At 69.9% G+C, this 22,063-nt stretch carries 24 protein-coding genes and 1 tRNA gene; 5 read left to right on the forward strand and 20 right to left on the reverse strand.

Features of this window, described 5'->3' with window-relative positions; translation table 11 throughout:
- Positions 1-46: 46 nt before the first annotated feature.
- From AAEX60_RS04265 to AAEX60_RS04275, 3 genes are read right to left on the reverse strand one after another with little or no spacing between them, the layout of a single operon-like run.
- Positions 47-769 carry an SCO1664 family protein gene (locus AAEX60_RS04265; RefSeq protein WP_342101473.1) on the reverse strand — a complete coding sequence of 241 codons (723 nt, stop codon included), beginning with the start codon at positions 767-769 and terminating at the stop codon, positions 47-49.
- Positions 770-771: 2 nt separating this feature from the next.
- Entirely contained in the window at positions 772-1,365 is a 594-nt protein-coding gene (locus AAEX60_RS04270; RefSeq protein WP_342101446.1) for a DUF3090 domain-containing protein, read from the reverse strand.
- 22 nt (positions 1,366-1,387) lie between these two features.
- Positions 1,388-2,098: an MSMEG_4193 family putative phosphomutase gene (locus AAEX60_RS04275; protein ID WP_342101447.1), complete on the reverse strand. Its 711-nt coding sequence runs from the start codon at positions 2,096-2,098 to the stop codon at positions 1,388-1,390.
- 31 nt (positions 2,099-2,129) lie between these two features.
- Between AAEX60_RS04275 and AAEX60_RS04280 the strand changes: the two genes are divergently transcribed.
- A complete protein-coding gene (locus tag AAEX60_RS04280) occupies positions 2,130-3,116 on the forward strand; it encodes an aldo/keto reductase (protein WP_342101448.1) in 987 nt (328 codons plus the stop codon).
- On the opposite strand, the gene AAEX60_RS16390 is transcribed toward AAEX60_RS04280, so the two are convergent.
- The gene (locus AAEX60_RS16390; RefSeq protein ID WP_446721258.1) at positions 3,082-3,372 is read right to left on the reverse strand and encodes a DUF5703 family protein; all 291 of its coding nucleotides are present in this window, start codon (positions 3,370-3,372) and stop codon (positions 3,082-3,084) included. The genes AAEX60_RS04280 and AAEX60_RS16390 overlap by 35 nt on opposite strands.
- A gap of 109 nt (positions 3,373-3,481) precedes the next feature.
- Here AAEX60_RS16390 and AAEX60_RS04290 point away from each other — a divergent pair.
- Positions 3,482-3,569, forward strand: a tRNA-Leu gene (locus AAEX60_RS04290).
- Between the two features lie 269 nt (positions 3,570-3,838).
- Complete coding sequence (locus tag AAEX60_RS04295) at positions 3,839-6,241, forward strand: FG-GAP-like repeat-containing protein (protein WP_342101449.1); 2,403 nt, start codon at positions 3,839-3,841, stop codon at positions 6,239-6,241.
- Between the two features lie 5 nt (positions 6,242-6,246).
- Here AAEX60_RS04295 and AAEX60_RS04300 read toward each other — a convergent pair whose 3' ends face one another.
- From AAEX60_RS04300 to rplS, 8 genes are all read right to left on the reverse strand, one after another.
- A complete protein-coding gene (locus tag AAEX60_RS04300; RefSeq protein ID WP_342101450.1) occupies positions 6,247-6,870 on the reverse strand; it encodes a hypothetical protein in 624 nt (207 codons plus the stop codon).
- A 70-nt stretch (positions 6,871-6,940) separates the two neighbouring features.
- Positions 6,941-8,092: a DNA-processing protein DprA gene (gene dprA / locus AAEX60_RS04305; protein WP_342101451.1), complete on the reverse strand. Its 1,152-nt coding sequence runs from the start codon at positions 8,090-8,092 to the stop codon at positions 6,941-6,943.
- On the reverse strand, positions 8,089-9,615 hold the full coding sequence (locus AAEX60_RS04310) for a YifB family Mg chelatase-like AAA ATPase (protein WP_342101452.1): 1,527 nt from the start codon (positions 9,613-9,615) through the stop codon (positions 8,089-8,091). Before AAEX60_RS04310 ends, dprA begins: the two co-directional genes overlap by 4 nt.
- On the reverse strand, positions 9,612-10,022 hold the full coding sequence (locus tag AAEX60_RS04315; RefSeq protein WP_342101453.1) for a YraN family protein: 411 nt from the start codon (positions 10,020-10,022) through the stop codon (positions 9,612-9,614). Before AAEX60_RS04315 ends, AAEX60_RS04310 begins: the two co-directional genes overlap by 4 nt.
- A gap of 125 nt (positions 10,023-10,147) precedes the next feature.
- A complete protein-coding gene (locus AAEX60_RS04320; RefSeq protein ID WP_342091180.1) occupies positions 10,148-10,462 on the reverse strand; it encodes a DUF2469 domain-containing protein in 315 nt (104 codons plus the stop codon).
- A complete protein-coding gene (locus AAEX60_RS04325) occupies positions 10,459-11,094 on the reverse strand; it encodes a ribonuclease HII (protein WP_342101454.1) in 636 nt (211 codons plus the stop codon). Before AAEX60_RS04325 ends, AAEX60_RS04320 begins: the two co-directional genes overlap by 4 nt.
- 6 nt (positions 11,095-11,100) lie before the next feature.
- Positions 11,101-11,925 (reverse strand): signal peptidase I, encoded by an 825-nt coding sequence (lepB, locus tag AAEX60_RS04330; protein WP_446721259.1) that lies wholly within the window; start codon positions 11,923-11,925, stop codon positions 11,101-11,103.
- An 87-nt stretch (positions 11,926-12,012) separates the two neighbouring features.
- Positions 12,013-12,360: a 50S ribosomal protein L19 gene (gene rplS / locus AAEX60_RS04335; protein ID WP_342101456.1), complete on the reverse strand. Its 348-nt coding sequence runs from the start codon at positions 12,358-12,360 to the stop codon at positions 12,013-12,015.
- A gap of 253 nt (positions 12,361-12,613) precedes the next feature.
- Here rplS and AAEX60_RS04340 point away from each other — a divergent pair, with 253 nt between their 5' ends.
- Positions 12,614-13,105, forward strand: coding sequence for an RNA polymerase sigma factor (locus AAEX60_RS04340; RefSeq protein ID WP_342101457.1), 492 nt, complete (start codon positions 12,614-12,616; stop codon positions 13,103-13,105).
- A 132-nt stretch (positions 13,106-13,237) separates the two neighbouring features.
- Complete coding sequence (locus AAEX60_RS04345; RefSeq protein WP_342101458.1) at positions 13,238-14,344, forward strand: hypothetical protein; 1,107 nt, start codon at positions 13,238-13,240, stop codon at positions 14,342-14,344.
- Positions 14,345-14,465: 121 nt separating this feature from the next.
- Here the strand turns inward: AAEX60_RS04345 and AAEX60_RS04350 are convergent, their stop codons facing one another.
- The 8 genes from AAEX60_RS04350 to AAEX60_RS04385 form a co-directional block, all read right to left on the reverse strand.
- Positions 14,466-15,215, reverse strand: a complete 750-nt coding sequence (locus tag AAEX60_RS04350) for a succinate dehydrogenase/fumarate reductase iron-sulfur subunit (protein WP_342101460.1) — start codon at positions 15,213-15,215, stop codon at positions 14,466-14,468.
- Positions 15,212-17,266: a fumarate reductase/succinate dehydrogenase flavoprotein subunit gene (locus AAEX60_RS04355; protein ID WP_342101461.1), complete on the reverse strand. Its 2,055-nt coding sequence runs from the start codon at positions 17,264-17,266 to the stop codon at positions 15,212-15,214. The genes AAEX60_RS04350 and AAEX60_RS04355 overlap by 4 nt, the downstream gene beginning before the upstream one ends.
- Positions 17,263-17,928, reverse strand: coding sequence for a succinate dehydrogenase cytochrome b subunit (locus tag AAEX60_RS04360; protein WP_342101463.1), 666 nt, complete (start codon positions 17,926-17,928; stop codon positions 17,263-17,265). The genes AAEX60_RS04355 and AAEX60_RS04360 overlap by 4 nt, the downstream gene beginning before the upstream one ends.
- Positions 17,929-18,123: 195 nt before the next feature.
- Positions 18,124-18,819: a tRNA (guanosine(37)-N1)-methyltransferase TrmD gene (gene trmD, locus AAEX60_RS04365; RefSeq protein ID WP_342101475.1), complete on the reverse strand. Its 696-nt coding sequence runs from the start codon at positions 18,817-18,819 to the stop codon at positions 18,124-18,126.
- Between the two features lie 17 nt (positions 18,820-18,836).
- A complete protein-coding gene (rimM, locus tag AAEX60_RS04370) occupies positions 18,837-19,373 on the reverse strand; it encodes a ribosome maturation factor RimM (RefSeq protein ID WP_342101464.1) in 537 nt (178 codons plus the stop codon).
- A 94-nt stretch (positions 19,374-19,467) separates the two neighbouring features.
- Entirely contained in the window at positions 19,468-19,731 is a 264-nt protein-coding gene (locus AAEX60_RS04375) for an RNA-binding protein (RefSeq protein ID WP_342101465.1), read from the reverse strand.
- A gap of 2 nt (positions 19,732-19,733) precedes the next feature.
- Positions 19,734-20,234 (reverse strand): 30S ribosomal protein S16, encoded by a 501-nt coding sequence (rpsP, locus tag AAEX60_RS04380; RefSeq protein ID WP_342101467.1) that lies wholly within the window; start codon positions 20,232-20,234, stop codon positions 19,734-19,736.
- A gap of 203 nt (positions 20,235-20,437) precedes the next feature.
- On the reverse strand, positions 20,438-21,631 hold the full coding sequence (locus tag AAEX60_RS04385; protein WP_342101468.1) for an amidohydrolase family protein: 1,194 nt from the start codon (positions 21,629-21,631) through the stop codon (positions 20,438-20,440).
- Positions 21,632-22,063: the final 432 nt, after the last annotated feature.

Consider the following 22,063-nt stretch of genomic DNA (forward strand, 5'->3'; position numbering starts at 1 on the left):
AGCGGCCGACGGCAAGATCCCGGAACGCAATGACCGGGATGAGAGGTCAGATCGGCGGCCACGGGATGACGGGCCAGGCATCTCCCGGTTCCGGGAAGTGCCCGTCGGCCAGCAGGCCCAGGGCGCGCTGCTCGCAGGCCTCCGCCTCCCGGGCCCCGAGCCACGGGTCCAGCACCTGAGCGGCCACCTCGACGGTGCGGCGCAGCAGGTCGGTCTCCGCGGGGGTCAGTGGCTCACCGGCCCACCCCCACAGGATGGTGCGCAGCTTGGGTTCGGCGTGGAAGCTCACCCCGTGGTCACAGCCCAGCACGCCGTCGCCCCGCCGGATCACGTGACCGGCCTTGCGGTCGGCATTGTTGGCCACCACGTCGAACAGCGCCAGCCGGCGCAGCCCGGGATGGTCGGCGTGCACCAGCACCACCTCGTGGTCCTCGTCGTCCAGCCCCAGCACGACGCCGAACCATCCGTCGGGCACCTGGTCCACCGGCACCAGGGCCGCCAGGTCATCCCCGTCGGCCTCCACCCAGCGCTGCACCGAACCTGGGCCCAGTGGCGCGTCGTCGGCCCAGCGGGTGGGCGGCACGACGTCGAAACCGGCGGCCCGGCTCAGCTCGTAGGCGGCCACCTCGCGTCGGCCCAGGGTGCCGGACGGGAAGTCCCACAGCGGCGCCTCGCCGGCCACCGGCTTGTAGACCACGTGGCCGCCGTCACCCTCCTCCGCCAGGAAGGTGGCATTGGAGGCCTCCACCAGCCGCCCCAGCAGCCGCATGCTCACAGGAACAGTGGCCGGCGGTAGCCGTTGGCCCGGGGACAGATGTGTCCGGTGGGATTGATCGGCTGGCTGCAGAAGGGGCAGGCGGGCCGTCCGGCGTGCACCAGGGCCCGCGCCCGGGCGGTGAAGTCCCGCGCCTGGTCGGCACTGAGGGTGACGCTCAGGCACTCGGCGGCATTGGCCACCTGCGCCAGCTCGTCGAAGTACTGCCCGGCCTCCTCGGGAATGTCCAGGTCCTCGTCGTCGGCGACGCTGAACAGTTCCACCTGCACGGCCTCCAGCTTCCCGTCCCAGGCGATGGTCATGGTGCCCGCCCGGAAGTCCTCCTCCAGCGGCGCGTCCAGCGGGTCCAGGTCCCGCGCCGCCACCCGTTGCGGCGGGATCTGGGCGGTGCCGTCGGTCAGCTTGGCCAGCTCGTCCAGGATCCGTTCCAGGTGGTCGGCCAGCACCTCCACCTGCTGCTTCTCACAGACCACGCTGACCAGCCGGTTGCGCTCCCGGGCCTGAACGAAGAAGGTGCGCTGCCCGGGTTGGCCCACGGTGCCCGCGACGAACCGGTCGGGGAACTCGAAGCGATGCGTGATGCGCGGCATGGCTCCACTCTAGGTGCTGGGTCTAGGCGCTGGTCCCGAGGCCACCGCCCAGCTCGGGGCCGGCCGGGGCGCCGGGCAGCCGGTGCTTGAGCTGACCGGCGGTGGTGTTCATGGCCAGCACCATCGGCGGCCGACCCTCGGCCCGTTGCTGATCGGACGGGTAGTGGATGATGCTCACCGAGGCCGGGTCCACCACGATCCGCTGGAAGTCGTCCAGCCGCTGGCCCAGCGCGTCGGAGAGCAGGGCCTTGATCGGGTCGCCGTGGCTCACCAGCAGCCAGACCGGCTCCCCGTCGGGCTGGGCCTGTCCGAGCCGACGGTTCCAGTTCGCGACGCCGGACACCATGCGTTCGGCCATCTCGGCCATCGACTCCCCGTCGGGGAACCTGACCCGGGAGGGTTCGGCCTGGACCCGGCGCCACAACGGCTCGGCGGCCAGCTCGGCCAGGCTGCGTCCGGTCCAGTCGCCGTAGCCGCATTCGGTGAACCGGCCGTCCTCGGTGACCGGCACGTCCAGCGCCCCGCTGGCCAGCGCCAGTTCCAGGGTCTGGCGGCAGCGTTGCAGGGGCGAATGCACCGCGGCCGCCAGCCGCACGCCGCGCAGCCTCTCCCCGACGCCCATCGCCTGCGACTCGCCCTGCTGGTCCAGCGCGATCCCGGGAGCCCGGCCGGCCAGCGTGCCGGCGGCATTGGAGGTGCTGCGGCCGTGGCGCACCAACAGGAGGATGGTCATGGCCCGAGCCTATGCGGATAGTCTCGGTGACATGCAGACCCGACGTGTTGGCCGCAGCGGCCTGGCGGTCTCCCGGCTGGGGCTGGGGACGATGACCTGGGGTGGCGACACCTCCACCAGCGACGCCCGCGCCCTGGTGCGCACCTTCGTGGAGGCCGGCGGCAACCTGGTGGACACCGCCCCTGCCTACGGCCACGGGCTCGCGGAGAAGATCCTGGGCAAGCTGATCCACACCGACCTGCGTCGCGAGGAGCTGGTGATCGCCACCAAGGGCGGCTTCGGCGTGCGCCACGGCAAGCGCAGCGTCGACGTCTCCCGCGGCGCCCTGCTGGACGACCTCGCCGGGAGTCTTCGTCGGCTGCACACCGACCACGTCGACCTGTGGCAGGTCCACGCCTGGGGGGAAGCGCCACTGGAGGAGACCCTGGCCGCGCTGGACCACGCGGTCAGCAGCGGCATGGCCCGCTATGTCGGCGTGTGCAACTACATCGGCTGGCAGACGGCCAGGGCCGCCACCTGGCAGCAGGCCGTGCCCGGCAGGGCCCCGCTGACCAGCGGGCAGGTGGAGTACTCGCTGCTGGCCCGACGCGCGGAGCTGGAGGTGCTGCCCGCACTGCGCGCCCACCAGATGGGGCTGTTCCCCTGGTCCCCGATCGGCCGGGGCGTGCTCACCGGCAAGTACCGCACGGGCACCCCACGCGGCTCCCGCGGCGCCAGCGACCACTTCGGCTGGTTCGTCCAGCCCTACCTGGAGGCCAAGTCCCGCGCCATCACCGACGCGGTGGTTCGGGCCGCCGAGGGACTGGACCTCACCCCGGAACAGGTGGCCCTGCTGTGGGTTCGTGATGCTCCCGTGGTGACCGCGCCGCTGCTCGGTGCCCGGACCGTGGAGCAGTTGCAGCCCTACTTGGCAGTGGAGGACCAGGTGCTGCCCGAACCGATCGTCTCCGCGCTGGACGACGTCACCGGCGGCCCCAACCAGCTCAGGCCGACGGCGCCAGCGTCGAGCGCACCTTGATCACCTTGCGTCGCAGCCAGGCCTGCGTGGACCCGTCCCGGTAACGACGCAGCCGTTGCAACTCCCAGTGGCCGTATTCGGCCTCCTCGGTGAGCAGTTTGCGGACCTGGTTGCGGGTCACAGTGTGCGCCAGGGTGATGGACTGCACCTCGAAGGTGCGCCCGTCGACCTCCTCGATCCGCACCTGACGAGCGGCGATGTAGCCGATCCGGTCCTCGATGCCCATGCTGCCCTCCCGCCCTGCGCGTTCCGCCATGATGCCACGCCGACTGCCCGGAGGCTGGCGGCCCGGCCCGGGATGTGCGTCGCGCCCGGTGGGCCTGCTATTGTTCACTGCTGTCGCTGACCAGTTCGGCGCCGCACCTGTCCGGGTGGCGGAATGGTAGACGCGCTAGCTTGAGGTGCTAGTGACCGTTATAGGTCGTGGAGGTTCAAGTCCTCTTCCGGACACCAGCTGAAATCCCGTCCGACAAGGAAATGTGTCGGACGGGATGTTTTGCGTCGCGGGCCTTTCCGGTCGACGAGCCGGCCGCGCCCGAACCGCGGAGGAGAACGGATTCTTAACGCCAGCTGAAAACCGGGAGGATTCTTTCAGAATCGATGTCCACGAGTGGGTGATCAGGCGCAGGGTGGGGTTTACTGACCGTGCATTTCCGACGTGACGGGCCGGGGGGTCGCCACCGGGAGCGCACCATCCAACCCCCTGACAATTGGAGATTGCCTTGCGAACCCCCCGTCGCACCATGGCTGCCACCGGCCTGACCACCGCCGCCCTGATCGGTTCCCTGTTCGCCGCCGCACCGTCCCCAACCATCGCTGCCCCGACGCCGGCGTCGGCCCCGGCGGCCCCGCAGGCGGACCCGATCCCCTCCTCCAAGCAGGTGGACGTCCCCGCCGCCAACGGCACCGTGACCGTGAACGGCGCCCAGCAGCGGGTGATCGCCCAGCTGGGCGCCACCAATGCCACCTTCACCATGGCCGGTGTGACCTGGGGCTCGCTCAAGGGAGAGGTCACCGTCCAGGTCCGGGCCCGGAATGCGGCCGGCTGGCAGCAGTGGCAGACCCTGGACTTCGAGCAGGAGACCGACGCCCGCAGCACCCAGCGTCGCCAGGGCACCAGCGCCAGCTTCTTCGGCTCCTCCACCGCCGTGGAGGTCCGGGTGCTCACCAGCCCCCTGTCCCCGGGCAGCATCGGCCAGGTCAAGGTCTCCCTGATCGACTCCCGGGTCCAGCCCGGCGACGCCACCACCAGCCGGCGACAGCTGTCCGCCGCGGCCCAGAACAGCACCGGCACCCCCGCCCGGCCGAAGATCGTCTCCCGGGCGGGCTGGGGCGCCAACGAGTCGCTGCTGCGCTACAACGGCTCCAACTGCGTGAACGCCACCATCGACACCACCATCAAGGCGGGTTTCGTCCACCACACCGAGGGCACCAACAACTACACCGCCGAGCAGTCCGCCTCCATCCTGCGCGGCATCTACGCCTTCCACGTGAAGGACCGCGGTTGGTGCGACGTCGGCTACAACTTCCTGGTGGACAAGTACGGCACCATCTTCGAGGGCCGCCACGGCGGCGTCGAGAACCCGGTGCACGGCGCCCACGCCACCAACTGGAACACCGACACGGTGGCCGTGAGCGTGATGATGAGCTCCACCAAGGTTGCCCCCAGCTCCGCCGCCATGAATTCGGTGGCCGACGTGCTGGCCTGGAAGCTGGCCGGCAACTACCGCGACCCGTTGAGCACCCTGACGCTGGCCGGCAAGAGGATCAACCGCATCTCCCGGCACGGCGACGTGATGAGCACCGACTGCCCTGGCACCAACATCACCAACTACATGCCGACCCTGCGCAAGCAGGTGGCCACCAAGATGGGTGACTGGAAGAGCCCGATCTACCAGCGCTGGATCGCCGAGGGCGGCGAGGCGGATGCCGGCCCGGTCCACATCCTGGAGCGGCCCTGGAATGGCGGCCGCACCACCACCTTCACCAAGGGTGGCATCTTCCAGACCCCGGGCGGGTCCACCTACTGGGTGACCCGCTCCGCCGACGCGCTGTACCGCGCGTCGGGCTCCTTCCAGAAGCTGGGCTGGCCCACCTCCAAGACCGTGATGGCCAATGCTGGCAGCTCCACCCGCTTCCAGAAGGGCACCATCCACGTCAGCTCGGCCGGCGCCCAGATGACCACCGGGGCGATCGACAGCTGGCTGCGCTCCCACCCCACCCAGTTCGCCACCCTGGGCTACCCGACGGCGCCGGCCACCAGCACCATGAGCGCCGCCAACAACGCCACCATCACCCAGCGCTTCCAGAACGGCACCCTGAGCGTCGTCAACGGCACGGTGACCATGACGCTGAGCAGCATGGGCAGCGGCAAGCAGGGCGACCTCAACGGCGATGGCCGGGCCGACGTGATCAGCGTCGCCCGCGACGGCAGCATCACCTGGTTCCCCACCCAGGCCGACCGCACCTCCGGTGCCGCCCGCGGTGGCAGCACCATCGCGGGCGCGCCCTTCACCTGGATCTCCCAGACCCCCGACCTGAACGGGGACGGCTACCAGGAGCTGATCGCCCGACGCACCGACGGCACCCTGTGGTCCTGGGAGGGCCGCGGCAACGGCAAGTACACCGCGATGCGTCAGGTGGGTCATGGCTGGGCCACGGTGCGCCAGATCAATGTGGTGCCGGACATGGACGGCGACAAGCTGCCCGAGATCGTGGCCATCTCCGCGGACCAGCGGCTGATGCGCTACAGCCTGGGGCGGGACCTCAAGGTGATCCGCACCCTGCAGATCGGCAAGAACTGGGGCAAGGTGGTGCACATGACCAGCCTCGGGGACTACCGCAGCGCTGGCGTGACCGACATCCTGGGCGTCACCCAGGACGGCAAGCTGCTGGACTACTTCGGCAGCCGCAGCGGCGTGCTGGTGGGCTACCGTCAGGTGGGCCAGAACTGGCACGGCTTCACCCAGATGTACTCCATCGGTGACCTCAATGGTGACGGGCGGTGGGACCTGATGGGCAACCGCGCCACCGGACCGCTCTACAACTACCTGAACCTCAAGGGCACCTGGTCCGGTTACGTGCCGATGCTCCCCGAGGTCTCCGCGCTGGGTCTGGTCCGCTGACCCTCCTACTGACGGCGACGCACCGGTTCTGGCAAGGCCAGGCCGGTGCGTTCCAGTTCCAGGGCGGCCAGCTGGCGCACCACCGCCGCATTCCCGCGACGCCACTCGCCCACCGGGTCCGGGGTGATCCGGGCCAGCTGGGCCATCGGCACATTGGCCATGGCGCGCAGCGCGAACAGGTCCAGGTCGGCGTCGGCGTCGATGAAGGTCCGAGCGGCCGCGGCCTGCCGGATGAAGCGGATCCGCCGGGGCAGCCACAGCGCCAGGATGGTCAGGGTGGGCAGCAGGAAGACCAACCAGCCGCTGACCAGCGCCAACCGGTGCACCAGGTCCACCTGGGCGGCGCTCTGCTCGCTGATCTGCTGCAGCCCGCCGGCCATTGATCCAAACGGGTCCCCCAGGTTGTCGCCCAGCCCGGGCAGTTGGCCGATCCGCTCCTCGGCCTGGCGCATCTGCTCCGACATGGAGTGTGCCGCGTTACCCGTCTGCCGGGCCGGCACGGCCAGCTTCTCCACGGCGTGCGCCAGCAACCGGGCACCCAGCGCCCAGCAGACCACCGAGCCGAGGACGAACAGGTCTCCGGTCAGCTGCCGCGCCATCTTCCACCCGGGCCTGGCGTACACCTGCATGGCATCCTCCGTCTGCTGGTCAACCGTCTGTGCCGGGAGAACTCCCGGACCTTCAGGGTAGCCATCATGCTCACGCCACCCGGTTGCGTGGCGTGGCAATCCGCCAACAGCCCAATTCGTCGCGACGGGCCAGCCCGGCCTCCTCCAGCCGGGAGAGCCGGGCCAGCACCGTGGCCATCCCCAGGCCGGTGAGCCGCGCCACCTGACCGGCGCTGATCCCGTCCCGGGCCGGCAGGGCTTCGCGCACCTGGAGCAGGTCCGGCTCCAGGTCATCCAGCGGCCGTCGCGGCCCGCCGACGGGCAACATCGGGGCGCTGACCAGCGGTTCCACCAGCGCCAGGACGTCATTCACGTCGGTGACCAGGGTGGCCTCGCCGTCCCGCACCAAGCGGTGCGGGGTAACGCTCAGCGACGAGCGGACCGATCCCGGCACCGCCATCACCACCCGTCGGCAGGCATTGGCCCAGGAGGCGGTGTTGTTGGCGCCGGAGCGCGCCGCGGCCTCCACCACGATGCTGCCGCCGGCCAGGGCGGCGATCAACCGGTTGCGGGCCAGGAAGGCCACCCGGGTGGGACGCAGCCCACAGGGCACCTCGCTGACCAGCAGCTGCTCGGCGGCCAGCTTGTCGAAGAGCACCTGGTTGCCCCGCGGATAGGGCTCGTCCAGACCGCAGGCCAGTACCGCGACGGTGCGGCCCGGTGCGGCGATGGCGCCGCGGTGGGCACTGCCGTCGATCCCGTGGGCACCGCCGGAGACGATGGTCCAGGGCGCATGCCCCTGCCCCGCCTCCGCCAGCCCCATCGCCAGATCGGTGGCCACGTGGTCCCCGTACTGGGTGCTGGCCCGCGAGCCGACGATGGCCACCGCCCGTTCGCACCACCGGGCCAGGTTTCCCGGCCCCCGCAGCCACAGGCCATGCGGCATCCCACCCAGACCCTGGTGCTGGACCCCGTCCAGGACGTCGAGCGCCGCGGGCCACTCGTCGTCGCCGGGAATGATGAAGCGCACCCCATGCCGCTGGGCGAGCGCCAGTTCCGCGGGCAGGTCCAGTTGACGGGCCCGGGTTGCCCACCGGCCCTCCAGGGCGCCGGTGCGCAGGGTTTCCCAGACCTCCGCGGCACCGTGCTCCCGGACCCGGTCCGCCAGCTGCCAGGCCCCGGCCTCGCAGGCCATCGTCAGCCCGGCGCGGGCCAGCCGTTCCTCAGTCCACCCGGTGTTCATGCCGCCTCCCCCGCTCTTCCCCGACGCATCTGCAGCGCCGCATGCATGTCATCCCGGAGCACGGTGGCGTGCCCCTCCAGATCCGCGATGGTCCAGGCCACCCGCATCACCTTGTCCGCACCGCGGGAGCTCAGCAGCCCCGTGACCAGCGCCCTGTCCAGCAGGTCCAGGCCCTGGGCGGTGGGCAGGCTGCCCCGCAGGTAGGGGCCCGGCACCTCGCCATTGGTCAGCCAGGGCGTGCCCCGCAGCCGATGTGCCTGCCGTTCCCGGGCCTGTACCACGCGTTCCATCACTTCTGCCGTGGTGGTCCGCTGCCCGACCGCCGCCGCCAGGTAGGCGCGGCGCACCGGCACCAGGTTCTCGGTCAGGTCCATCCGGTCCAGGATCGGCCCGCTGAGCCGCTCCACATAGCGCCGCACCTGCATAGGGGCGCAGGTGCAGACGGCTCCGGCGGTGCCGTGGTTGCCGCAGGGGCACGGGTTGGCGGCCAGGACCAGCTGGAAGCGGGCCGGGAACCGGGCCTGGACCTGGGCCCGGTCAATCCGCACCCACCCCGACTCCAGCGGAGTCCGCAGGGCGTCCAGCTTGGTGGCGCCGAACTGCGGCGCCTCGTCCAGGAAGAGCACACCCCGGTGGGCCAGGGAGACCGCGCCCGGCCGCGGCACCCGCACCCCAGAGCCGATCAACGAGGCCAATGTCGCGCTGTGGTGCGGGTCCGCGAAGGGCGGCTCGCTCACCAGACCGTGGTTGAGGTCATGCCCGGCCATCGAATGGATGGCCGAGACCTCCAGGGACTCCGCCCGGCTCAACGGCGGCAGCAGCCCCGGCAGCCGTTCGGCCAGCATCGTCTTGCCCACCCCCGGCGGCCCGCTGAGGAAGAGGTGGTGACGGCCCGCGGCGGCCACCTCCAGGGCGTACTTGGCGTCCTCCTGGCCCACCACGTCGGCCAGGTCCACCCGATGCCCCGGCTCCGCCGCACGCGCCTCCTGCGGGGCTGGCAGGGCCACGGGCCGCCCGTGCAGGACCTCCACCATGTCGGTCAGGCAGCGCACGCCCCAGATGGTCATGCCGTCGGCCAGGGAGGCCTCCCCCACCTGGCTGGCCGGCACCACGGCCGCGTCGAAGCCGGCATCCTGCGCCGCCAACAGCCCCGGCAGGATGCCCCGCACCGGCCGCACCCGGCCGTCCAGCCCCAACTCCCCCATCAGCACCACCCGGGCGGCGCGCTCCCGGGGGACCATGCCGGCCGCGGCCAGCACCGCGGTGACGATCGCCAGGTCATAGTGGCTGCCGCCCTTGGGCAGGGTGGCCGGGGACAGGTTGATGGTCAGCAGCTGGCTGGGCCAGGCGATCCCGGCGCTGCTCACCGCGGCATGGCACCGGTCGCGGGCCTCGTACAGTGCCGTGTCCGGCAGACCCACCAGCACTGTCTTGGGCAGGCCATTGCCGATGGCGGCCTCCACCTCGATCATGGTGCCCTCCATCCCCACCAGCGCGACGGACCAGGCGGCCGCGGCGGTCATCGGGTGATCCCGCGGGCGTGGGTGATCCGGTGCGAACCCCCGGGCTGCCGCAGCACACCGACGGCATCCAGCCGGATCTCGTCGGCCCAGGGCTCCATCCCGGCGTCGTGCTGCTCCCGCAGCCAGAGCTGGGCCAGCCCGCAGAGCCGCGCCACCTTGGCCCGGGTGAGCGCCTCCAGTGGGTCGCCGAAGCCCAACCCGGAGCGGTACTTCACCTCGACGAAGACCAGCGCCGTGCGTCCCCGGGGCAAGGGTTCCCGGGCGATGATGTCCAGTTCGCCGTCGCTGCACCGCCAGTTGCGCCCGACGATCTCCCAGCCCAGCGTGCGCAGATGGGCATCCGCCAGGTCTTCCCCCAACCGGCCCAGCTGCTGGTCCCGGCTGTGCGTGGGTGTCCGCTCGTCCATTCCCAAACCACCTCCGCAAACAGTCTTTGCAAGAGGGGCCGTTTTGCGTCAGCCATCCACAGGAACAATTGACCCACTGGGGCTGTGGAAAACCGGGGCATCAGCCCCGGGGGCAGGCCGGAGCCTCAGTCCTGGTCGTCGGGAACCTGCAGGTCGGAGTGGGCAATCTCCTCGATCGACACGTCGCGGAAGGTGAGCACCTTGGCCGACTTCACGAAGCGCGCCGGCCGGTACATGTCCCAGACCCAGGCGTCGCCCATGCTGACCTCGTAGTAGACGTCGCCACCCTCGGTACGGACCTTCAGGTCCACCGCATTGCACAGGTAGAAGCGCCGCTCCGTCTCGACGGCATAGGTGAAGATCCCGACCACGTCCTTGTACTCGCGGTACAGGTCGAGTTCCAGCTTGCTCTCGTACTGCTCAAGGTCTTCGGCGCTCATGGTGGTGCAACTCTAGCGCGCGCGACGTTGGCGAAGCGCAGCCGATGGATCTCGCACGGGCCATGCTGGGCCAGCCTCTCCTGGTGGAGCTTGGTGGTGTACCCCTTGTGCACCTCGAAGGCGTAGTCCGGGTAGGTCTCGGCATAGTCGGTCATGATCCGGTCCCGGGTGACCTTGGCCACCACGGAGGCGGCGGCGACGCAGGCCGCCACCCGGTCCCCCTTCCAGACGGCCAGCCCGGGGATGCCCAGGCCGTCCACCGGAAAGCCGTCGGTGAGCACATAGGAGGCGGGCTCGGAGAGCCGCAGCAAGGCCCGCCGCAGGCCCTGGATGTCGGCCTCGTGCATCCCCAGTGCGTCGCACTCGTCGGGCTCGATCCGCACCCAGGCGACGCTGACCGCCTTGGCCATCACCTCGTCGTAGACGCGCTCCCGGGCCCGCGCGGTGAGCAGCTTGGAATCGGCCAGCCCGGTGATCCGCCGGGCCGGCGTGTCGGCCAGGATGACCGCGGCGGCCACCAGCGGGCCGGCGCAGGCTCCGCGCCCCGCCTCGTCGGCACCGGCCACCGGCGCCAGCCCGGCCCGCGCCAGGGCTCGCTCGTAGCCGTAGATTCCCTTGCCCGGCCGGATCACGCCCGGTCAGCCACCGATCTTCACGGTGGGGTTGTCCGGCGCCGGCTGGCTCGCGGCGGGCACGGAGGCGAAGGTCTGGGGGGTGGAGAAGGTGGTCCACCGGCTGACGGGGGCGGCGATGGCCACCACCGGTCCCACCACCCTGCTGGTGGGCACGAAGGCGCGCATCCCCTTGGGGGTGCCCTCGTCCAGGTGGATCCGGGAGTCACCGGAGGCATTGCGGTGGTCACCCAGCACGAAGATCCGGTCCTTGGGCACCACCACCTCGAAGGTCTGCTCCGACGGGCGCACCTGCTGGCCCGCCTCGTCGGTGAACAGGTAGGCCGTCTCGTCCAGGGGCTGCCCGTTCACGCTGATCCGGCCCTGCGCGTCGCAGCACTTCACCCGGTCACCCGGCATCCCGATCACCCGCTTGACCAGGTGATTGGTGCTGGTGGAGGGCAGCACGCCAACCTTCTCGGCCACCTTCCCCACGGCCGAACGCTCCTTCGGCCGCTCGGTGATCCAGTTGTCCGGGTCCTCGAAGACCACGATGTCGCCGCGGTTGAAGTCGGTCAGCTTGGAGACCACCACCCGGTCCCCCAGGTCCAGCGTGTTCTGCATGGAGCCCGACGGGATGATGAACAGCTGCCCGACGAAGGCGCGCAGCACGGCCGAGATCACCAGGGCGCCCACCACGATCACCACCAGCTCGGTCAGCGCGGACCGGATCCGCGCGCCGGCGCTGCGGGGGGTCTGCACCTCGTCGACGGGCTGCTCGTCGGGGGCCTGCTTGCTCAAGGGTTCACCTTCCACACGGTGCCGTGCGCGCCATGCGTCGGCTGGGGACATTGTAGGTGCCCGCCAGGGGCTCCGGAAAAGGCGACAGGGCCCGCTGCCGAAGCAGCGGACCCTGATGCGACGTGCGTGAGCGCAGGCTCAGGCGCGCTTCTCCTTGATCTTGGCAGCCTTGCCGTGCAGGCCACGCAGGTAGTACAGCTTGGCGCGGCGGACATCGCCACGACGCTCGACCTCGATCTTGTCGATGATCGGGGAGTGCAGCGGGAAGGTGCGCTCCACGCCGGTGCCGAAGCTGACCTTGCGGACGGTGAAGGCCTCCTGGATGCCACCGGCATTGCGGGCGATCACGACGCCGGCAAAGACCTGGACGCGGGACCGGTTGCCCTCGACCACCTTGACGTGCACCTTGACGGTGTCACCCGCCCGGAAGTCGGGGATGTCGTCGCGGAGGGAGGCCTTGTCGATCTCCTGGATGAGCTTGCTCATGTTCTCTTCCTCGCCGGTGCCACAGGCCACCCTGCTGATGTCTTGGTCATGGGTCTCCGCGCCTCCGGGCGATCCCCCTGTGGCAGGAGCCGGACGACGTAGAGCAACAGCTGGACATTCTTCCACATGGAGGCCCATGGGGAGAAATCCCCACCTCCCCGGCTGGCATTCGACCCGTCGACGCGAAAGACTGCCTGATGACTGGGCATTCGACCAGTCGCCGGATGCCGGACAACCCAGCGGAGGAGGGATCGTGGACCAAGAGGCCTTCGACGCCTTCTACACCGCCTCCTTCTCCCGCGTCGTCAATCAGATCTACGCCATGTGCGGCAATCTGGCCGAGGCCCAGGACTGCACCCAGGAGGCCTTCGTCCGGGCCTGGGACAAGCGCACACAGCTGGACCAGAGCGAATCCCCGGAGGCGTGGGTACGCACCGTCGCCTACCGGCTGGCGGTCAGCCGCTGGCGCAAGGCCCGGCGCGCCTTCCGGCAACCGGACCGGGCGGTGGAGATGCGGCCCGGCCAGGAGCCGAGCCCCACCCGCGTCGCCCTGGAGCGTGCGCTGGCCACCCTGCCCGAGGAACAGCGACGGGTGATTGTGCTGCACCACCTATGTGACATGGGCGTCAATGACATTGCCGCCGAGCTCGGCGCGCCAACCGGTACGGTGAAGGCGCGACTCTCCCGGGGACGGGCGGCCCTGGCCAAGGCCTTGGGCGATCCCGAGGACACCCGGCTTGGCTGAGTCAGGAGAAAAAGCCGAGAATTCATGCAACCACGGGCGTCCGTGGGGCGTAGACATGATGACCGGGCCTGCGGCACCACCCCAGCGCCGCCGAACCGCCCGGGGGAATGACCACAGGACAGGAGGTGCGCCATGACTGCTCGGCCACCCCACGCCGACGACTTCGACGCGCGCGCCGACGCGCTCTTTCGCGATCTCACCCGTGAGACCGACGACCTGCTGACCGTCCCCAGCCCGGCCGAGATCCGCCGTCGCGGAGACCAGCGCCGTACCAGGCGCCGCACCGGGATCGCCGTCGGCACCCTGGGCATTGGCGTCCTGGCCGCGGCCTCCGCCTTCAGCCTGACCGGTGGGCCGCTGAGCGCCAAGCAGGCGACGATCGACCCCGCGGGTTCCCCCTCCCCCACCCGAGTGCAATTGCCCACCAGCCGCCCCAGCCAGGCCACGGCCCCGGCCAGTTCGGGCCCGGCCACGCCGAGCGCGAGCCCCACTGCCAACCAGCCCAGCCCGGCAGCCAGCTCCATGCCGGCCAGCACCGCCACCCCGACGGCCACGGTCACCACCACGGTGACCAGCACCCCGTCGGCCAGCGGCGCGGCCCCCAGCAGCCCGCAGCCGGCCGCCTCATCCCTGCCGGCCACCGCACCGGCCCCAACCGGGCAGGACCTGCCGACGGCCGCCGACCTCTCCCGGGGCAGCCGGGGCGAGCTGCGCCAGGACGTCGAGGCCACCGAGCTGCCGCAGGAGCCGTTCAGCATGTGCCAGGTGGACATCAAGGACCTGGCCCACAAGAACCTGACGGTGCGCCACTTCACCAGCTCCGACGGCAGCACCAGCGCCTACGCCGTGGTCTTTGGCTATGACACCGCCGAGCAGGCCGTCGCGGCCCGACGGGTGCTGCGCGGCTGGTACACCGGTTGCGCCGCGCGCTTGCAGGCCGCTGGCAAGCCGGATGCCAAGCAGACCGGCGCCTTCACCATCCCGCTGTCCGGCCGGGCCGGCCAGCTGGTGGACCCGGTGGACGGGGCCAGCTTCCGCCAGGTCTCGCACGCCGTGGAGGGTGGCACCGGCGTCTTCGAGGAGGCCACCGTGATCCAGGCCGCCAACCGGCTGGAGTGGGTGGTCTACACCGTGCAGGGCAGCGACAACAACTGGGACACCGCCGCCGGCGGGCCGGTAGGTGCCATCTACCCGGGTATCGCGCACGCCCAGAGCTGGGCCGACACGTTGCTCCCCTGACCAACCCCGTCGCGGGAACCCTCAGGGGACACGAAGTCACGGGAAACCCCGGGGACACGAAACGGACCGGGCCGGTCGGGATTGCTCCCGACCGGCCCGGTCTTCGTGCTGGGTGCTGGGACTACTTGCCGTCGCCCTTGAACAGCGACTTGATCAGGTCCCGGTTCAGCTGGCTGATGCTCTCCAGCGGAATGCCCTTCGGGCAGACCTGGGCGCACTCACCGATGTTGGTGCAGCCGCCGAAGCCCTCTTCGTCGTGCTGCGCCACCATGCCCTTGACGCGGCTGTACCGCTCGGGCTGGCCCTGCGGGAGCATGGCCAGGTGGGTGATCTTGGCAGAGGTGAACAGCATGGCCGAGCCATTCGGGCAGGCCGCGACGCAGGCGCCACAGCCGATGCAGGTGGCGTTGTCGAAGGCCTTGTCCGCCTCGCGCTTGGGTGCGGGGGTGGCGTGGGCATCCGGGGCCGCGCCCGTGTTCACCGAGATGTAACCGCCGGCCTGGATGATCCGGTCGAAGGCATTGCGATCCACGACCAGGTCCTTGATGACCGGGAATGCGCCGGCCTTCCAGGGCTCGATGTCAATGACCGCGCCGTCCGCGAAGGACCGCATGTGCAGCTGGCAGGTGGTGGTGTGCTGGCCGCCGTGCGCGATGCCGTTGATCACGACACCACACATGCCACAGATGCCCTCACGGCAGTCGTGATCGAAGGCGACTGGTTCCTCGCCCTTGAGAGTGAGCTCCTCATTGAGGAGGTCGAGCATCTCGAGGAAGGACATGTCCTCGCTGACGCCGTCAAGAGGGTAGGTGACCATCTGGCCCTTGGCGTTGGCATTCGCCTGACGCCAGATTCGAAGTGTGACCTTCACTTGTAGCTCCTCTGCTTGAGCTCGATCGCCTTGTAGACCAGGGGTTCCTTGTGCAGGATCGGCTTGCCGCCGTCGCCGCCGAACTCCCAGGCCGCCACATAGGCGTACTGGTCGTCGTGGCGCAGCGCCTCGCCCTCTTCCGTCTGGCTCTCGCCGCGGAAGTGACCACCACAGGACTCGCGGCGGTGCAGGGCGTCGATGCACATCAGTTCGCCCAGCTCCAGGAAGTCGGCCAGTCGGCCGGCGCGCTCGAGGGTCTGGTTGAAGTCCTCGTTGACACCGGTGACCTTCATGTCGGTCCAGAAGACCTTCTTGAGCTCACGGATCTTGGCGATCGCGGTCTTGAGGCCCTCCTCCCGACGATCCATGCCGCAGTACTCCCACATGATCTGACCCAGTTCCTTGTGGATCGAGTCAACCGTGCGGGAACCGTTGATGCTCAACAGGGTGTTGATCCGGTCCGTGGCCTCCTTGACGGCGTCCAGGACGGCCGGGTCGTCGTCGGCGATCCGACCGTGCTTGGCCGCGTCGGCCAGGTAGTCGTTGATCACGTTCGGCAGCACGAAGTAGCCGTCGGACAGGCCCTGCATCAGCGCCGAGGCGCCGAGGCGGTTGGCGCCGTGGTCGGAGAAGTTGGCCTCGCCCGTGCAGTACAGACCGGTGATGGAGGTCATCAGGTCGTAGTCGACCCACACGCCACCCATGGTGTAGTGCACGGCCGGGTAGATCCGCATCGGAGTCTCGTAGGGATTCTCCGCGGTGATCTGCTTGTACATGTCGAACAGGTTGCCGTACTTGGCTTCGACGGTCTTCTGGCCCATCCGCGCGATGGCGTCGGAGAAGTCCAGGTAGACGCCGCGGCGCACCATCCGCTCCTGGCCGGTGTCCGGATCGATCTCCTTGACCGCCGGGCCCACGCCGCGACCCTCGTCGCACATGTTCTTGGCCTGACGCGACGCGATGTCACGCGGCACCAGATTGCCGAAGGACGGGTAGATCCGCTCCAGGTAGTAGTCGCGGTCCTCCTCGGGGATCTGACGGGGATCCTTGTCGCAGTCCTCGGCCCGCTTGGGCACCCAGATCCGGCCGTCATTGCGCAGCGACTCGGACATCAGGGTCAGCTTCGACTGGGACTCGCCGTGCACCGGGATGCAGGTGGGGTGGATCTGCGTGTAGCAGGGGTTGCCGAAGTAGGCGCCCTTGCGGTGTGCCCGCCAGCCGGCGGTCACATTGCAGCCCATCGCATTGGTGGACAGGAAGAAGACGTTGCCGTAGCCGCCGGTGGCCAGCACCACGGCGTCGGCGGTCCAGGCCTCGATCTTGCCGGTGACCATGTCACGGGTGACGATGCCGCGGGCAACGTCGTCCTTGACGATCAGCTCGATCATCTCGTGCCGGGTGTGCATCTTCACGGTGCCGGCGGCCACCTGGCGCTCCAGCGCCTGGTAGGCGCCGATCAGCAGCTGCTGACCGGTCTGGCCGCGGGCGTAGAAGGTGCGCTGCACCTGCACGCCGCCGAAGGAGCGGGTGTCCAGCAGACCGCCGTACTCGCGGGCGAAGGGAACACCCTGGGCGACGCACTGGTCGATGATGTTCTTGCTGACCTCGGCCAGGCGGTAGACATTGGTCTCGCGGGCGCGGTAGTCGCCGCCCTTGACCGTGTCGTAGAACAGCCGGTAGACCGAGTCGTTGTCATTGCGGTAGTTCTTGGCCGCGTTGATGCCGCCCTGGGCCGCAATGGAGTGGGCCCGACGGGGGCTGTCCTGGTAGCAGAAGTTCTCGACGTGGTAGCCGGCCTCGCCCAGCGTGGCGGCAGCGGCGCCGCCAGCCAGGCCGGTGCCCACGATGATCACCTTCAGCTTGCGACGGTTGGCCGGGTTGACCAGCTTCGCGGTGAACTTGCGGGTCTCCCAGATCTTGTCGATCGGCAGGTCCTTGGGGGCCTTGGTGTCCTCGATGTCGTGGCCGACCACCCAGTAGTCAGCAGCGTCCACCTCGGCGGTGGCCCGGGCCGGAGCCGCGGTGGCCCCGTTGAACTGGTTCTCGCTCATCGTCCAATCACTCCAGTCAGGATCATCACCGGCGGGATCATGAAGCCGATGAACAGCAGGCCGGCGATGATCGCCGAGAGGCTCTTCAGCAGCTTGCGGGAGCCGGCGCTCACATTGGCACCCAGGGTGATGAAGGCGCTCGCGCAGCCGTGGAAGATGTGCAGGCAGACGGCGGCCATGAAGACCAGGTAGGCCAGCACGACCCACCACTCACCGAAGCCGGCCACCACGCGGGCGTAGGGCTCCAGGTCCTTGACACCGTCGGCATAGCCGGGGCGCAACACCTGGGCGGTGTAGTGCAGCAGGTGCATGACCAGGCCGAGCACCAGGATGATGCCACTCCAGATCATGGAACGCGCCGCGAAGGAGGGCTCCATGTTCTTCTTGTTGGAGTAGCGGGCGCCACCGACGTTCTTGCTCTTGCGGCCGGTCAGCTTCGCGGCCGACCACATGTGCAGCACGATGCAGGCCAGCAGGAAGATCCGGAAGGCCCACAGGAACCACATCGGGGGCACGATCGGGTACAGGAAGCGGCGCAGGTAGTGCGAGTACTCGTTGAACTCGGCGCCGTTGTCGGGAAGCAGCAACTTGGTGTTGCCGAACATGTGCATGAGCAGGAAGCCGATCAGACACAGACCGGTGACGGCCATGAGGGCCTTCATCGCCACTGTGGATCGGGCTGCTCTCTGATGGTTGGTAAGAGTTGTCGCCACAGGCTCACCCTAGACAATCCCGATCCGAAGTGGGACCCGGGGTGCCATATGTCGGCCGAAAATCTTTGAATTGTTATCAATCCCACGCTGACTTGGGCGAAGACCCCTGAAAGGCGCTATTTAGGAAAGATAATTGGGCCGTAATTAGGCCAAGATGTCCGGCCGTCGCAGGCGGGTGAGCTCGACGGCCTGCTCCCGTCGCCAGGCCGCGATCCGGGCGTGGTGACCGCTGAACAGGACCTCCGGTACGTCCAGCCCACGCCAGCTCGGCGGCTTGGTGTAGACCGGGTATTCCAGCAGGTGGTCCTGCCCGTCGGAATGCGATTCCTCGGTCAGGGATTCCGGGTTTCCGATCACGCCGGGGATCAGCCGGACGATGGCCTCGATCATGGCCAGGGTGGCCACCTCGCCCCCATTGAGGACATAGTCGCCCAGGCTCAGCTCCCGGACCTCCATCCGGGTGGCGGCGTGCTCCATCACCCGGCGGTCGATCCCCTCATAGCGGCCGCAGGCGAACAGCAGGTGCGGCTGCTCGCTCAGCTCATAGGCGATCGGCTGGCTGAAGGGGATCCCGGACGGGGTGGGCACCACCAGGGTGGGCGGCTGCTCCAGCCCGTCGAGCAGCGCGTCGAAGCACTCCCCCCACGGCTCGGGCTTCATCACCATCCCGGCACCACCGCCATAGGGGGTGTCGTCGACGGTGTTGTGCCGGTCATGGGTCCACTGCCGCAGGTCATGCACCCGCGCCTGCAGGAGGCCCTTCTCGATCGCCTTGCCCACCAGGGACAGGCTGAGCGGGGCGAAGTACTCGGGGAAGATGGAGACGACGTCCAGCTGCATCCGGGGGCGCTCGGGGCTCACTCGGCCACCTCGGCGCCCTCGTCGTCCAGCAGCCCGGGCACGTCGGCCAATTGGACGGTGCCGGCCGCCAGGTCAACGCCGGGCACCAGCTCGCTGACGAAGGGCACCAGCCGTTCCCCTCGCTCGGTCGCGATCGCCAGCAGGTCCTGGGCGGGCAGGTGCACCACCTGGCTCACCCGGCCGACCTGACTGCCGTCGGCGGCCAGGGCCATCAGGCCCACCAACTGCCGGTCGTAGTACTCGTCCTCGTCGCTGGGCAGCTCGTCGGCGTCGATGTCGGTCACCAGCACCTGGCCCCGGGCCTGCTCGACGGCGGTGCGGTCCGGCAGTTCCGCGAAGTGCACCAGCAGGCGCCCGGAGTGCCAGCGGGCCGTCTCCACGGTGAGGGTACGACGCGTGCCCTCCACCCGTAGCACGGAGCCGGGCGCGAAGCGCCGCTCGGGCTCGTCGGTGCGCAGGTCCACGGCCACATCCCCGCGGATCCCGTGGGCGCGGCCGATGCTGCCCACCACCACCTCAACCTGCTCTGCCATCTGGCCCTGCTTTCTCGTGCGGGTAGAACTCGTGCGGGAGAAACCGAGCGCCCCGCACCGTCTGGTGCGGGGCGCTCGGCGCAAATCTACTGCTTCAGCGGCGGAAGCCGCGGCCACCGCCGCGACGGTCCACGTCGACGAAGTCGACGCGCACCTGCTCCCGGCCGGCCAGGGCGGCCACCACGGTGCGCAGCGCCGAGGCGGTGCGACCCTGACGGCCGATCACCTTGCCGATGTCGGTGGGGTTCACCCGGACCTCGAGCATCCGGCCGCGGCGCAGGTCCTTGTCCTTGACGACGACGTCGTCCGGATTCGTGACGATGCCACGCACCAGGTGCTCCAGGGCGTCGGCCAGCATGATCAGGCCTCGGTGGACGCGTCGGCCGCACCCTCGGCCGGAGCCTCGGCGGACTCCTCGACGGGCTTCTCGGCGGCGTCATCCTCGGTGGCCTCGGCGGTCTCGGCCGGGGCGTCCTCGGACTTGGCGGCCTTCTTGCTGATGGCCTCGGCCTTCGGCGCGTCGTCAGCCTCGGCCAGAGCGGCATTGAAGCGCTCCAGCTTGTCGGCCTTCTCCGGCTGCGGGTCGACCCCGGCGGGGGTCTTGTCGCCGGAGAACTGCTGCCAGTCACCGGTGCGCTTCAGGATGGCGACGACAGCCTCGGTGGGCTGCGCGCCGACGCCGAGCCAGTACTGGACGCGCTCGGAGTTGACCTGGATCACCGACGGGTCATTCTTCGGGTGGTACTGACCGATCTCCTCGATCGCCTTGCCGTCGCGCTTGGAGCGCGAATCGATCACGACGATGCGGTAGTGCGGGGAGCGGATCTTGCCCAGACGCTTCAGACGAATCTTGGTTGCCACGTGTGTGGTTCTCCTGTTGGAAATGGCCCGGGACAGCCCCGGAACCAGGCGGGTGACCCTTCCAAGGCTTGTGGGGCAGGCCTCGTGGGGTCGGATGAATCCGCGTCGCCGGGGTTAGAGGGCGCCAACGACACAGACGCTCGGCCCATTCTGCCAGATTCTGGGCGGCGGAGCCATTCCGGCGCCCCGTCGGCTCCCCGGCCTCAGGATCCGGCGGCCTGCTTCACGATCCGGCCCCGCAGCACCACCAGGTGCGGGTGCCGGGCAATCCCCAGATTGGTCCGCGGATCCTCGGTGAAGACCACCAGGTCGGCCCGGGCCCCCTCGGCCAGGCAGGGCCGGCCCAGCCAGTCGCGCGCCCGCCAGGACGCCGCCCCCAGGGCAAAGTCCGGCCCACCCACCTGGCCGAGCAGCTCGATCTCCTGCCCCAGGATGCCGTGCGGCATCACTCCCCCGGCGTCGGTGCCGGCATAGATCGGCACCCCGGCCTCGTGGGCCTTGCGGAAGCGGTCCAGGCGGGTGTCGTAGAGCTCCCGCATGTGCTTGGCGTACTGCGGGAACTTGGCCTCGCCCCCAGCCGCGATGTCGTAGAAGTTCTCCAGGTTGACCAGGGTGGGCACCAGCGCCACCTGGCGTTCGGCCATCTGGTCGATGACGTCCTCGCTCATCCCGGTGCCGTGCTCGATCCCGTCGATCCCGGCCGCCACCAGCTCGGCCACCGACTCCTCGCCGAAGCAGTGCGCCGTGACCCGGGCGCCCACCTGGTGGGCCCGCTCGATCGCCTCCCGGGCCACCTCCACCGGCCACAGCGGCGCGAGGTCTCCCTTGTCCCGGTCGATCCAGTCGCCCACCAACTTGACCCAGCCGTCTCCGGCCCGGGCCTGCTTCTCCACGGTGTCCACCAGGTCCTCCGGCTCCACCTCGTCGGCGTAGTTGCGGATGTAGCGCTTGGGCCGGGCGATGTGCCGGCCGGCCCGGATCACCTCGGGCAGGTCCTCGCGCTCGTCGATCCACCGGGTGTCCGAGGGGCTGCCGGCATCGCGGATCAGCAGGGTGCCGGCGTCGCGATCCGTCACGGCCTGTTCCTCGGCTTCGTCGGCGGGCACCGCGCCGTGCTCGTCCAGCCCGATGTGGCAGTGGGCGTCCACCAGGCCGGGCATGATCCAGCAGTCAGTGGCCACGGTGATGGCGTCGTCGATCCGCTCGAAGGTGACCACCCCGTCGTGCACCCACAGGTCGGTCTTCTCCCCCGACGGGAGCAGGGTGCCGCTGAGGTGGAGGCGCACCTCGGGCCCGTCGGGCACCACCTGTTCCCCGATGTGGGTGTGGGTGTGCCCGTCGTGCGTGTGGGTGTGGATGGGGCTGGGCATGGACGCGTGCTCGTGATGGGCGCTCATGTGCCCACTATGGTGCACCACCGCGTCGACGGGAAGACCCGTGCCGAGCACGAGCACCGCCCCGCTGCGCGAGGCGGACGCAGAACCCCTCGACAAGCTCGGGGACCGTGGTTGGGTCAGACTGGGGGCTTTCTGCAGAGGATCGCCGTCGGGCCCGGGAGTCTCGCAGCGCGGTTCCGCGAGGAGACGCGAGCGAGCGAGCGTCGACGAGACGCAGCGCCAGAGACTGCCGGACCGACGACGAGCCGGGACCCCGCAAAGGGACCCCTCGACAAGCTCGGGGACCGTGGCTGGGTCAGCTCTTGGGACCTCCTGGAGAGGATCGGGGGGGGGGGGGGGGGGGGGGGGGGGGGGGGGGGGGGGGGGGGGGGGGGGGGGGGGGGGGGGGGGGGGGGGGGGGGGGGGGGGGGGGGGGGGGGGGGGGGGGGGGGG

Origin of the sequence: Luteococcus sp. H101, assembly GCF_038433155.1 — a bacterium.
Lineage (GTDB): Bacteria > Actinomycetota > Actinomycetes > Propionibacteriales > Propionibacteriaceae > Luteococcus.